11 protein-coding genes are annotated in these 12,808 nt (G+C 56.9%); 6 read left to right on the forward strand and 5 right to left on the reverse strand.

The genetic code is table 11. The annotated features are described in order from the left end of the window. Window positions 1–8: 8 nt before the first annotated feature. Window positions 9–749: a CPBP family intramembrane glutamic endopeptidase gene (locus AC6IY8_RS02890; protein WP_497777191.1), complete on the forward strand. Its 741-nt coding sequence runs from the start codon at window positions 9–11 to the stop codon at window positions 747–749. Between the two features lie 307 nt (window positions 750–1,056). Here the strand turns inward: AC6IY8_RS02890 and AC6IY8_RS02895 are convergent, their stop codons facing one another. The 4 genes from AC6IY8_RS02895 to hrcA all read right to left on the reverse strand — a co-directional run bounded on the left by AC6IY8_RS02895 (window position 1,057) and on the right by hrcA (window position 4,657). Beyond that, entirely contained in the window at window positions 1,057–1,764 is a 708-nt protein-coding gene (locus AC6IY8_RS02895) for an RsmE family RNA methyltransferase (protein ID WP_497777192.1), read from the reverse strand. 109 nt (window positions 1,765–1,873) lie between these two features. Continuing rightward, complete coding sequence (dnaJ, locus tag AC6IY8_RS02900; protein ID WP_497778599.1) at window positions 1,874–3,004, reverse strand: molecular chaperone DnaJ; 1,131 nt, start codon at window positions 3,002–3,004, stop codon at window positions 1,874–1,876. Between the two features lie 58 nt (window positions 3,005–3,062). Beyond that, window positions 3,063–3,608, reverse strand: coding sequence for a nucleotide exchange factor GrpE (gene grpE, locus AC6IY8_RS02905; RefSeq protein ID WP_497777193.1), 546 nt, complete (start codon window positions 3,606–3,608; stop codon window positions 3,063–3,065). An 8-nt stretch (window positions 3,609–3,616) separates the two neighbouring features. Continuing rightward, window positions 3,617–4,657, reverse strand: a complete 1,041-nt coding sequence (hrcA, locus tag AC6IY8_RS02910; RefSeq protein ID WP_497777194.1) for a heat-inducible transcriptional repressor HrcA — start codon at window positions 4,655–4,657, stop codon at window positions 3,617–3,619. 281 nt (window positions 4,658–4,938) lie between these two features. On the opposite strand from hrcA, the gene AC6IY8_RS02915 reads away from it, so the two are divergent. The 5 genes from AC6IY8_RS02915 to AC6IY8_RS02935 all read left to right on the forward strand — a co-directional run bounded on the left by AC6IY8_RS02915 (window position 4,939) and on the right by AC6IY8_RS02935 (window position 11,250). Further along, a complete protein-coding gene (locus tag AC6IY8_RS02915; RefSeq protein ID WP_497777195.1) occupies window positions 4,939–6,486 on the forward strand; it encodes a YifB family Mg chelatase-like AAA ATPase in 1,548 nt (515 codons plus the stop codon). A 104-nt stretch (window positions 6,487–6,590) separates the two neighbouring features. Next, window positions 6,591–7,898: a phospholipase D-like domain-containing protein gene (locus AC6IY8_RS02920; RefSeq protein WP_497777196.1), complete on the forward strand. Its 1,308-nt coding sequence runs from the start codon at window positions 6,591–6,593 to the stop codon at window positions 7,896–7,898. After that, entirely contained in the window at window positions 7,895–8,629 is a 735-nt protein-coding gene (locus AC6IY8_RS02925; protein ID WP_497777197.1) for an endonuclease/exonuclease/phosphatase family protein, read from the forward strand. Before AC6IY8_RS02920 ends, AC6IY8_RS02925 begins: the two co-directional genes overlap by 4 nt. A 123-nt stretch (window positions 8,630–8,752) precedes the next feature. Further along, window positions 8,753–9,997, forward strand: coding sequence for an ABC transporter permease (locus tag AC6IY8_RS02930; protein ID WP_497777198.1), 1,245 nt, complete (start codon window positions 8,753–8,755; stop codon window positions 9,995–9,997). A gap of 2 nt (window positions 9,998–9,999) precedes the next feature. Then, window positions 10,000–11,250, forward strand: coding sequence for an ABC transporter permease (locus AC6IY8_RS02935; RefSeq protein ID WP_497777199.1), 1,251 nt, complete (start codon window positions 10,000–10,002; stop codon window positions 11,248–11,250). Window positions 11,251–11,299: 49 nt separating this feature from the next. Here the strand turns inward: AC6IY8_RS02935 and AC6IY8_RS02940 are convergent, their stop codons facing one another. Then, complete coding sequence (locus AC6IY8_RS02940) at window positions 11,300–12,790, reverse strand: pyridoxal phosphate-dependent decarboxylase family protein (RefSeq protein WP_497777200.1); 1,491 nt, start codon at window positions 12,788–12,790, stop codon at window positions 11,300–11,302. Between the last annotated feature and the right edge of the window lie 18 nt (window positions 12,791–12,808).

Here is a 12,808-nt window from a genome sequence, read left to right on the forward strand (position 1 = left end):
GGAGAGCCATGGAGAGCACCACGCCCGGTACTGCGCTGCAGGAGACTCCGCCAGTAGAGCAGCCCTACACGATTCCTTACTGGCACACGGCTGTACTGGTGCTGGTGCTCGGCTTTCTGAGCGCGGCCAATGTGAAGACCGGGCACGGTGCGTACTCCGGCCATGGCCACGTTCGCATTTACCTGGCGACCATTCTCTATGAGTGGCTATTTACGCTCTACATCTGGTGGGGAGTGCGGAGATGGGGCGGATCCATGCGCGAGCTCATCGGTGGTCGATGGAAAACAGTCGAAGATTTCCTGATCGATATCGCGGTGGCCGTCGGGGCCTGGATTGCCGCGCTGATGGTGATTGCAGTTGCGGCTATCGCGATGGGCATGGATCACTCGGGCAGCGTTGATGAGGCAAGAAAGCAGATTGGCTTCCTAGCCCCGCAGAACCACATCGAGATCATCCTTTGGATATGCCTCAGCGCGACCGCCGGCTTTTGCGAAGAAGTGCTGTTTCGCGGCTATCTCCAGAAACAGTTCACGCGATTGCTTCGCAACCGGTGGATTGCCTTGGTAGTCGTCAGCATTCTCTTCGGCCTAGGCCATGGATACGAAGGCGCGCAGCGCATGGTGCTCATCGGGCTTCTCGGTTTGTCGTTCGGCATCATGAGCATGTTGCGGCGGAGTCTGCGACCGGCGATGGTGGCTCACACGATGCAAGACACAGTCTCGGGACTCCTGTTAAGAGCGCTTCGCTAGTCGATGCGAAAGGAAAAATTGAAGGCGTGATCATCGAAGAGATGTTCACGCCTTAACTTTTTGCTTGACATGAATTTGTAATCAACATATACAACTATGCAATTGCAACGTTTGCGTTGCGATTACATCCAAGATTGTTCAAAGGGAGAATAGTCATGGCAACCAAGAAAGCTGCGAAGAAGGCCGTTAAGAAGGCTGCGAAGAAGGTCGCAAAGAAGAAGTAACAACTTTCAAGAAAAAGGCTACACGAGAGGGGAGCGCGAAAGCGTTCCCCTTAGTGTTTATGCGGGTAAAACGTAGTTCGTCTTCAATCCAGAATCGCCGTGGTCACGGCTAGCGCAGCGACGGCCGCAGTCTCCGCCCTCAGGATTGTCTGGCCCAGGGTCACGCTCTTCCATCCAGCATCGGAGAACTGAGCGAGCTCATCGTCGGCCCATCCGCCCTCGGGTCCCACGGCAAAAACGATGGGAGCGGACGCTGAGGCGAGTGCGTCGCACATATTCTCGCTTCGCTCATTTTCATTGAGCAGCAGCCTCAGTGAAGCTTCGAAGGCTAAGGCGGATTTCAGCTTCTGAGGTTCATCAATCACCGGCGGCTTCACTCTTCGCGATTGCTGAGCCGCTTCATGGGCAATCCTTCTCCAGCGCTCAACACGCTTCGCCGCTGCCGTGCCCAGGTGAGGATCGGTTCGACGCGCGATGACAGGCACAATTCTCGTTACGCCCAGCTCCGTACACTTCTCAATCGCCCATTCCATGCGGTCAAACTTGTAGATGGCCATCAGCAAAGCAAGCTCTCGCTCTACGGCACCTCCCACAGCTTCGCCCAATGAAAACTCTACGAGGTCGTCTGACACTGAGGCGATGGTTCCCGTGCGCACCGCCTCGCCGCAAACAATGTCGAACTCCTGACCCACGCGCGCCCGCAGCACTCGCGCGAGATGCGCAGCGTTTTGTCCAAGCAGGGAAGCGGTGTTGTCATTGAAATCGTCGGCAATCCATCGGCGTCGTGTCATAGCTCAAGCGTAAAGGATGTTGATCCTGCTCTCCAAATGTTCGCAATGCAAAAAGCGCAGAGCCTGAGCCCTGCGCTTTTGAGTTTTGAAACCTTGAAACTTTGAAAGCTTAGCTGAACATGTCCTTCACTTTGTTCAACAGGCTCCCCTTCTCCGGCTTGTTCTCGTGCCCGAGGGTGGAGGCGAGTTGTTCAAGCAATTCGCGCTGCTGGCGATTGAGCTTTGTAGGAGTGGTGACCTTTACTTCCACAAACAAGTCGCCGCGCCCGCTGCCATTCAGAATCGCCACGCCCTTTTTCTTCAGGCGGAAGCTGGTTCCGGTCTGGGTTCCGGCAGGAATTTCGAGCATCGCTTCGCCCTCGAGCGTCGGAATCTTTACCGAAGCACCGAGTGCCGCCTGCGTGAATGAGATTGGAATGGCGCAATGCAAATCCTTGCCGTCGCGCTCAAAGAACGGATGCTCGGTCACGTGCAGCACGACGTAAACGTCGCCCGCCGGTCCGCCATCGAGCCCCGCATCGCCATGCCCGTTGTAGAGGATTCGAGTTCCGTCCTCCACGCCTGCGGGAACTTTCACCTGCATTGTGTGGCTCTTTACGAGTACGCGATGGCCGTTGCATTGCGTGCAGGGGTTCTCGATCATCGTGCCGGTGCCCTGGCAAACCGGGCAGGTGCGGGCCACGCTGAAGAAGCCCTGCTGATACCGCACTTGTCCACGGCCATTGCACTGCCGGCACTGGCTCGGAGCTTTGCCTTCCGCCGCACCGGTACCATGACAGGATTCACACTTCTCATGGCGACGGATGGTGACTTCCTTCTCGACGCCGAAAGCAGCATCCTCGAAGGAGATCGTCAGATCCTCGCGGATATCGGCTCCGCGTTGTGCGCGCGAGCGGCGTCCACGTCCACCACCTCCGAAGAGATCGCCGAACCCAAACATCTCTCCAAAGAGATCGCTGATATCGACCTCCTGGAATCCGCTTGCACCCGCTCCGCCTCCGCCGTTGGTGAAGGCGTCATGGCCGAAGCGGTCGTATGCCGAGCGCTTCTGTTGATCGCTGAGAATCGAGTAAGCTTCACTGCATTCCTTGAAGCGCTCTTCCGCCTCGGCATCGCCGGGATTGCGGTCCGGGTGGTACTGCAGCGCCATCTTGCGATAAGCGCTCTTGATCTCGACATCGCCCGCAGTTCGGGAGACGCCGAGCACTTCGTAGTAATCGCGTTTTACGTTCGTAGCCAGTGTTCAAAAGACCGCCGCAGCGGTCTTCCTCCATGGCGCAAGTGCGCCGTTTCCAAAATTACTTACTTGAGTTCTGAGCCACGCGAACCATGGCCGGACGCAGCACGCGCTCACGAATGCGATAGCCGCGTTGCAGCTCGTCGATTACATGATGATCCGGAACCTCATTGGTTTCGACCATCTGAATCGCTTGATGCAGGTTGGGATCAAACGGCTGTCCTTGCGCCGCGATGGGTTCTACGCCAAGCCGGTTCAGCACATCGTGGAACTGCCGATCGATCAGCTCGACTCCGGCACGCAGGTCTTCGACAGAAGCGCTCTCGGTTTTCGCTGCGCGTTCCAGGCTGTCGAGAATCGGCAGTAATTGCTTGAGTGAATCGGTAAGCGCGTATTCACGGAATTCCTGTTGCTCGCGCACGCTGCGTTTGCGGAAGTTGTCGAACTCCGCTTGCAGGCGAGCCAGCCGGTCGAGATAGAGTGCGTTTTCCGACTTGAGTTTGTCTAACTCCGAAGGCTCTGTGCTGACGGTGTCATCTCCGGCAGTGCCTTCTGTGAGTTCATGCTCAATGTCCACTGGGGTGTTCTCGAAATCTTCTTTTGCCATGACTTCTATTATTCCGAATCGTTCAATACCTTGTCGAACAGCCGCGCGATGTAGGACACAGCCGTGATGGTGTTCTGATAATCCATGCGTGTGGGGCCAATCACCGCGAGACGACCCAGAATCTCCTGGCCGCTACGTGCGGGAGCTCCGATGAGGACGAAGCTGCTCAGGTCCGGCATCGTTTCATCGGGGCCAATAATGACGCGAACCGCTTCCTGCTTCGTATCGACATAGGAGGACAGCAACTCGACAATGCGTGTCTTCTCCTCCAGCGTCTTCAGCAGCACGCGCAAGCGCTCACGGTCATTTTCTTTGGAAACAAGGTTGGCCGTGCCTTCTACGAAGACATCGATGGACTCGCGCTCGTCAGTGACAAGAGCGCCGCTTTCATAGAGCTGCGATACCGAGCGCATCAGGCGATCGTACTCACTGCGCTCCTGTTCGATGCGCCGCTCCAACTCGCGTCGTGCGTCTTCGATCAGCCAGCCCCGGAAGTTGTCGTTTATGTATCGTCCGGCGAGGTCCAGCTCCGGCTGGCTTACTTCGTGGCTCAAGCGCAGCACGCGGTCATGAACCACGCCGTCTCGCGCGACCACGATGGCGAGCACACGGCATTCCGAGAGCCGCTGGAAGTGCACATGCTCAAGCGCCTTGCGTGGACCAGCCAGCGTCATTGCTACTCCGACGCCTGAGGAAACCAGCGAGAGCACGTGAGAGGTGCGCTCCATGAATTCCTGCACATCGTTCACGCCTTGAAAGTAGCGCTGAATCACCTGTTCGTCGTCGGGCTTAAGCGTAGTCTGTCCGGAGAGCTTCTCGGCATAGTAACGATAGCCCTCCACCGAGGGCACGCGTCCGGACGATGTATGTGGTTGTGAGAGCAGCCCTGCTTCAGCCAGATCTGCCATCACATTACGGATAGTCGCGGCACTCAGGCCTTCGCGATTCTTGCGAGCTAACGTGCGCGAACCAACTGGCTCACCAGTCGAGATGTACGTCTCGACGATGGCTGTCAGGATCTCCTGCTCACGTCTGCCGATGGTCGCCATTGCCTGTACCTCACCGCTTTCCCGGCGCCTGTCGTCCCCCGGTTGCGGTCATGTCTTTTAGATGCAGCAGGTTAAATCCGCGATGCGGGGCTGCTGCGTGCTTGCTGGTGGGGAACAGACATATTTTAGCAAAGTCGGCTCAAGTTTGCGACGTGCAACTCTGTCGGCGAGGCTGTGGATGCGGTTGGAGGAAAGTTGCCGTAGAATTCTTTTCATCATCCAAAGTCACTGGATTTGGCGGGCTCCAAAATATTCTGGCCTGCATGAAGGGCGGCAGTTCCATGCTTTTCAAGACCCTGAGCGCGGCCGTGTATGGCATCGACGCAAATCTGATCGACGTCGAGGTCGATGTATCCGGCGTAAAGATCAACGAGGATCACTTCACCACCGTCGGCTTGCCTGATACGGCGGTGCGCGAGAGCCGCGAACGCATTCGTGCTGCGCTGAAAAACTGCGGATACGACATTCCTCCCACTCACATCACGATCAATCTGGCTCCGGCGGACCTGAAGAAGGAAGGTTCCGGATTCGATTTGCCGATGGCTTTGGGAATCTTGGGCGCGTACGGAGGTCTGAAAAAGCAGGAACTCGGCGAGTACGTGATCGTGGGCGAGCTCTCGCTGGATGGTGGTTTGCGCCCGGTTCGAGGAACTCTGCCCATTGCGGTGGCGGCGCGTGCGCGCAAGATTCATTACCTCATCGTGCCGGAGCAGAATGCCCGGGAGGCTGCCGTTGTGGATGGGGTCAAAGTGCTGCCGATGAAGAGCCTGCTCGACGTGGTTCGGCTCATCAACACTGGGTTGGGGCCAGAGCCGTTGGTTGTGAACAGCCAGGCGGTGCTGGGGCAGGTAGAGCATTTTCCTGTGGACTTCAAGGATGTGCGCGGTCAACACACGGCCAAGCGCGCCATGGAAGTGGCATGTGCAGGCGGTCACAACATCCTCATGATTGGACCTCCGGGCGGCGGCAAAACCATGCTGACCAAGCGGATGCCCACGATCCTTCCGCCACTGACGTTTGAAGAGGCACTGGAGACCACGAAGATCCATAGCGTCGCGGGTGTGCTGGATGCGGGAACAGGGTTGGTCGGTGTGCGCCCTTTTCGAGCGCCTCACCACACGATCAGCGATGCTGGATTGATCGGGGGAGGTGCGGTGCCGCGTCCAGGAGAGGTCTCTCTGGCTCACAACGGAGTGCTGTTTCTGGACGAGTTGCCGGAATTTCCGCGCAACGTGCTTGAGGTGATGCGCCAGCCGCTCGAGGATGGAACGGTTTCGATTGCGCGCGCTTCCATGTCGCTCACGTTTCCGGCGCGATTCATGTTGGCTGCGGCGATGAACCCGTGCCCGTGCGGATTCTTCAATGATCGTGCGCGCGAGTGCCGGTGCACGCCGCCGATGATCCAGCGCTACATTTCGAAGATCAGCGGCCCGCTGCTTGATCGCATCGATATCCACATCGACGTGCCTGCGGTGAACTACAAGGAATTGCGCTCCAATGTGCAGGCTGAGCCCTCATCGGCCATTCGCGACCGTGTGTTGGGAGCACGTGAACGGCAGTTGAATCGCTTCCGCGCCGCTGGCGAGAAGGTCTTTGCCAACGCGCAAATGGGCTCGCGGCAGATTCGCACGTTTTGCGAGCTTTCGGGCGATTGCGAAAGGCTGCTCGAACGTGCCATGACTCAGCAGGGATTGAGCGCCCGCGCGCACGACCGCATCTTGAAGGTGGCACGTACGGTCGCCGACCTCGAAGGTGCCCCGCAGATCGAAGTGAAGCATATCGCCGAGGCGATTCAGTATCGGACTCTGGATAGGACGTACTGGGCGTAGAACTCTCTCCAAAACGCGTTGCCAATGGAACTGCTTCGGTTTGACACAGCTTGCGCCCTCCGGTGAGGCATCTTACTGCCACGGAAGCCGAGGGGGAGACTCACTTGTCCGCTGCAATGCTGTTCTTCGAGATGACTGTGTCGAATAGCTTTGCCGTTTGCTCCGTTCTGGCATTGCTGGTTGTGGCATGGGTGATCTTTGTAGCGCTCTTCGATCCGGGATTGCGCTACAAGATATCCGCTTCCAAGGCTGAGTCGCTCGACAGCGATGAATTCCTCTACATGCTTGAGGCGGTGACGGACGCAAAGGTGAATCACTGCGCCGGATTGGAGGTGCTGACCAATGGCGACCAGTTCTACGAAGCAGAACTGCGCGACATAGGTCAGGCGCAGCAAACGATCAACCTTGAAGCATACATCTTCCAAAATGGTGAAATTGGGGGCCGGTATCTCGCTGCGCTGGCCGAGCGCGCCCGCTCTGGTGTCAAGGTGAACCTTCTCATGGATGCCTTGGGCAGTGCGGGAATGAATGATGCCGAGTTGCGGGAGTTCAAGCAGGCAGGCGGCTGTATCGCCTTTTACAACCCGGTGAAGTGGAACAAGCTGCCGCGCTTTAACAACCGAACACATCGCGAACTGCTGATAGTGGATGGGAAGATCGGTTATATCGGCGGCGCAGGTATTGCCGACCACTGGTATCTCAGCACGGAGAAGCAGGCACGCTGGCGCGACACAATGGTGCGAGTGACAGGAGATGCGGTTCCGAACCTCCAAGCGACGTTTGCGGAGAATTGGCTGGAAGCTTGCGGCGAAATCATCACTGGTATCGAGTACTATCCTCGCGCCGAGATTCAAAGCGATGCGTCAGTTCTGGTCGTGAACAGCACTCCCTCGGCGGGCGGCGCAACGCGCGCTCGGATTTTGTTTCAGGTGCTGCTCGCTTCGGCGCAAAAAACTATCGACATTACAACTCCGTATTTTCTGCCCGATCGCAGTCTTTCCGATGAAATCGTGCGCGCGGCGAATCGCGGTGTCCACGTAAGATTGATTACTCCCGGAAGGCACAGCGACCACACGCTCACGCGTAGTTCGAGCCGTCACTCGTATGGCAAGCTCTTAAAAGCCGGTGTCGAGATTTTCGAATACACTCCGGCAATGATTCACGCCAAGATCCTGATGATCGATGGGCTCTGGAGTGTAGTGGGTTCAACAAATTTCGACAACCGCTCCTTCGGCTTGAATGATGAAGTGAATCTTGCGGCGCGGAATGTGGCATTTACGGCTCGCCTTGAACAGGACTTCGCACGCGATCTTGCCAACAGCCGCCAGGAAACCTTCGAGCGCTGGAGTCGCAGGCCTGTCCTCGAACGCGCTCCTGAACTCCTTGGGTGGGTGCTCGAACGGCAGCAATGAGTGCAAGCACGATCCGGGTGGTTACATACAACATTCACAAGTGTCGTGGGGTCGATGGTAGAACCGATCCCATGCGCATTGCCGCTATTCTGAAAGAACTTGAGCCTGACATCGCAGCGCTGCAGGAGGTGATGGACCTCGGGTCGGGCGATCCGAAGTACAACCAGGCGCGCACGATAGCTGCTCAGTTTCCCGACTATGAGTGCCATTTCGGAAGCAATCGGCGGCATCTCGGCGCGGCGTACGGCAACATGACACTGAGCCGCCTCCCGGTACGCTTGTGGCAGAACTATGACCTAACCTGGAAGCATCGTGAGCGGCGCGGATGCCTGCGCACGGACGTTGATTTGCCGGGAGGGAAGTTGCTCCATGTGTTCAATGTGCATCTTGGGACGGGATTCGTGGAGCGTCGTCATCAGGGGCGCAAGCTCGTGAGCCTGGATGTGCTAGGTGATGTCGCGCTGGCTGGTCCACGCATAGTTGTTGGGGATTTCAATGAGTGGACTCGCGGACTCGCAACGAAACTTATGTCCGGGAAGTTCGAAAGTGTAGATATCAAGGCTTACACCCGCTTTGGAAGGACCTACCCGGGAGTCCTGCCGTTATTGCATCTCGATCATTTCTATTTCGATCGAACACTTACGCTTGAGAGCTACAAAGTTCACCGCACTCGAACGGCATTCATTGGATCGGACCACTTGCCTCTTGTAGCCGAATTTTCGTTTACCTAAGCTAATGTCCGAAGAGCACCTCTAACGCATCTTCAGCTGCAGTAGGTTCCCATCCTTGCGTACTGCGACGCAGTATTTGATTCACCCAGGAACTCTGGACGTGTACTCTTCGTATGAACATTCATGCGAGGACTTGCTGACAGCTTCGGTCAAGTCGTGCGTGCCATGTGGGCACATAAGCTCCGCTCCTTTCTCACTATGTTCGGGATCGCTTGGGGAGTGGGCTCGCTGTTATTGCTGATCGGACTGGGAGAGGGCTTCCGCTCTGGAAGCCAGAAGAACCTGGATGAGATTGGCCCCGACATCATGTTCATCTACGGTGGCAGGGTGCCGTCGGTTGGCAACAGTCAACTTGCATCGCGCCAGTACGGATTGAACTATCAAGACTATGTTGATATTCGCAACTCCCAGTGGGTGCGAAATGCCACACCGGTCATATATCGTGGCGACCTGCGCATCGTGAGCGAGTTCGGCAGTAGCAATGGCTATGTCGACGGTGCCGAGCCGCAGTTCTATGACATTCGCTATATGCCCATCGATCAGGGCCGTTACATGAACTGGGAGGATGAGCGCCAGCGCCGTAACGTGTGTTTCATCGGAAACGAATTTGTGCGAAAGCTGTTTCCGGGCAGGCCTGCCGTGGGTGGCACGATCCTGATCAATGGGATTGAATTCACCGTGATTGGAACGATGAAGAGAATTGGGCACGGTAACAACACCGAGACAAACTCACGGTTAATGATGCCTTATTCGACTATGTCCACTTATTTCCCTATGAAAGGTGAGGGAAATGCGAACGCGATCACGTACGTGAATTTCCAGCCGATCTCGAAGGATAAGCACGCGGAGACGAAGGCCGCGGCACGCAACATCGTCGCGAGAAATCATCACTTCGATCCAATGATTCCCGACGCATTCAATGATTGGGATTCAATTTCCGATGCTGAAATGATGGGCAAGGTATCCGACGCGATGGACGGATTCCTCGGGGCGGTAGGGGTGGTCACGCTTGCCTTGGGAGCCATGGGTGTCATCAACATCATGCTTGTGTCGGTGGCCGAGCGCACGCGCGAGATCGGATTGCGGAAAGCTCTCGGCGCGACGAATCGAAGCATCCTGTTTCAGTTCTTCATGGAAGGTATGTTGCTGACGGTTGTAAGCGGCGCGATTGGATTCGCGTTTGCGTATGGAGCAACGCGATTGTTCGCGATGGCGCCGCCAATCGATGGATTCGATCATCCCCACATTCACCCAGCCTCCGCTGTACTTGCGATTGGCAGTTTGGGGATCGCAAGCATCATCGCGGGACTGTATCCCGCGCGCCGTGCAGCCATGCTCGAGCCCGTGGAAGCGCTTCGACAGGAGTAGGCATGGTACGCGTGAAAGACGTCCTCTCAGAAGCCTACGGATCGCTCAGGCACAATCGCTGGCGCAGCGCTCTGACCACCTTGGGCATGGCCTGGGGCATTGCGACTGTCGTGTTGCTGCTCGCCTATGGAGCTGGATTTGGTGTGGCGATTGTGAACATCTTCAAGACTTACAACCTGCAGTCCATGGGAGTCGTGGGTGGGCGCACCTCAATGCAGGCCGGTGGCAACAAAGCTGGAACGAATGTGCGGCTCACGATGGACGACCTGGATCGCATTGTTACCAATGTTCCGCAGGTCACTCATATCTCTCCAGAGTCGTTCTACAACGGCCCAGTGCGATATGAAGGACGTGGCTATACGTGGCAAGTTCAGGCCGCCACTCCCATCATCCAGGAAATCGAGCATCTAGAACTTGAATCAGGGCGGTTCTATAGCGCCGAAGACATGCAGCAGAGGGCGCGAGTGTGCATCCTCGGCTCTGAAGCAAATGAAAAGCTTTTTGCAGGTCGGCACGCCATAGGCGAGAAAGTTCGCATTAACGGCATTCCCTACGAAGTGATCGGCCTGATGAAGCCACGTCCACAGCCTGGCGATGACAACAATTCGAATCGCGTGCTTTACATTCCTTACCCTACATTAAGTGATTTTCGCAGCACGCGCTACGTCGATGTGATCTGGCTGGAGTACGACGGCAACAACTTTGGGTCCATCGAGAAGACGATACGCAACACGCTTGCTTCCCAGCATAACTTTCGCGCTGATGATAAGCGTGCCCTTCAAGTGTTCAGCGCGCTCGAGCAGCTCTCGCAATTCCGCATCATCATTGTTGCGCTGCAAGTGATGCTCGCATTTATCGGCACACTGACGCTCGGCATCGGCGGCGTAGGTCTGATGAACATTATGCTGGTGAGCGTGACGCAGCGTACGCGTGAGATCGGAGTAGAGAAAGCGCTTGGTGCACGCGCTCGCGATATTCTGCTGCAGTTCCTCTCCGAGGCGCTGGTCATCACTTTTCTAGGAGGGGCCGTTGGAATTCTATTGGCATACGGCGTGTCCTACTCGGTGGGCACGCTCACCTTGTACAGCGCTGTTGCCAAGCATGGTGAGATGGGAGATATTCGGCTGATCATATCGCCTGGTACTGTTCTGATCTCCACAGGAATACTCGCCTTCGTGGGATTGATCAGCGGCATGCTTCCTGCCATCCGCGCTTCACGTCTGAGCCCGATTGAGGCGCTGCGCTACGAGTAGAAGAATCTGACACCCCGATCGCAGATGGATCGGGGTGTTGTGTTCGCGATTAACTTCTTTGTAGTTCTTCTGCGGAATTCACAATCAGCTTCCATGCCTGCTCCACGTCGGTTGGCCCCGTTGCTATGTTGCCGATTGCAATGCGGATGACGAACTGTCCATTGAGCGCCGTATGCGAGAGGAACGTTGTGCGCCTGGCGTTCACCTTCTCAAGCAGCGCCTTGTTCAACTCATCGCCGCCACGCAGGCGGAAGCAGACGACCGAGAAAGGCACAGGCGCAATGCGCTCGAAGCGTGAATCAGCATCAACCCACGACGCAAACTGTTGTGCGAGCTGATTGTGGCGGCGCAGGAACTGCATGATACCGTCGCGTCCGAAGTATCTCAGGATGAACCAGAGCTTGAGGCTGCGGAAACGATGCCCGAGTGGCACACCGTAGTCCATCAGGTGCACGGCGCGCGGATCTTCGCTGGCGCGAAGGTATTCCGGCACAAGCGAGAGTGCGTTGCGCAGAATGTCGGGCCGCCGCGTGTAGAACGTGCTGCAGTCCATCTGTGTCATAAGCCACTTATGCGGATTGGTAACGACCGAGTGCGCGCGTTCGAGGCCCCGGAAGTGGTCAGCACATTCCGGCAGCAGCGCGCAAGGTCCCGCATAGGCGCAATCGACATGCAGCCACATGTTGAATTCCTCTGCAAGCTGGGCGCATTCTGCGACTGGATCGACCGACGTTGACGATGTTGTGCCGATTGTCGCGACAATGCAAGCGGGCTTCAATCCTGCTTGCAAGTCGGCCTCGATTATCCTGCGCAGGGCATCGGTCTTCATGCGGAATTGCCCATCGCTCGGAACCTTGCGCACGTACTTCTGTCCGAAGCCGACGGCCATAGCGCCTTTCTCAACCGACGAGTGTGCCTGGTCCGACGTGTAAACGACGAGATTGCCGCGATATCCTTCTTCGCGCGACTCGGGCTGCGCGAACTCGCGCGCACAGATTAAGGCGTGCATCGTGCTGGTGGAGGCCGTGTCGTAGATGATGCCGAAGAAAGAGGGAGGAAGCCCGAGCCATTCGCGCAACCATCCCAGCGCAACCTGCTCGAGTTCTGCGACTGCCGGCGAGGTCTTCCAGTGCAGGCCGTTGGTGTTCATGGCTGCAATCAGCAACTCGCCGAGAATGCCCGGAGTGGACCCCGTGGTGCCGAAATATGCCATAAAGCCAGGATGATTCCACTGCGTTACGGCAGGGAGTATCTTGCTGCGGAAGTCTGCGAGGATCGCATCGAAGCCTTCGCCCTGCTCGGGTGCATGCGTAGGCAGGGAATCGACGAGTTCGCCCGGGCGAAGCGTAGGTAGCACAGGAGTCTGACGGATGTTGCTCAGGTATGAGGCGATCCAGTCCACGGTTTCGTGAGCCGAAGCTCGAAAGTCCTCGACGTAGCGGGCCCACGCTTGTGGGTCGTTGGGATCGGGTAAGTTGGACTGCAATTCTGACTGTAACGCCGTATCAACCGTTGTTTCGGAATGAGTGCTGTCTGCCATGTTCTTCTCCGGAGATAA

The organism is Koromonas soli (assembly GCF_059726265.1).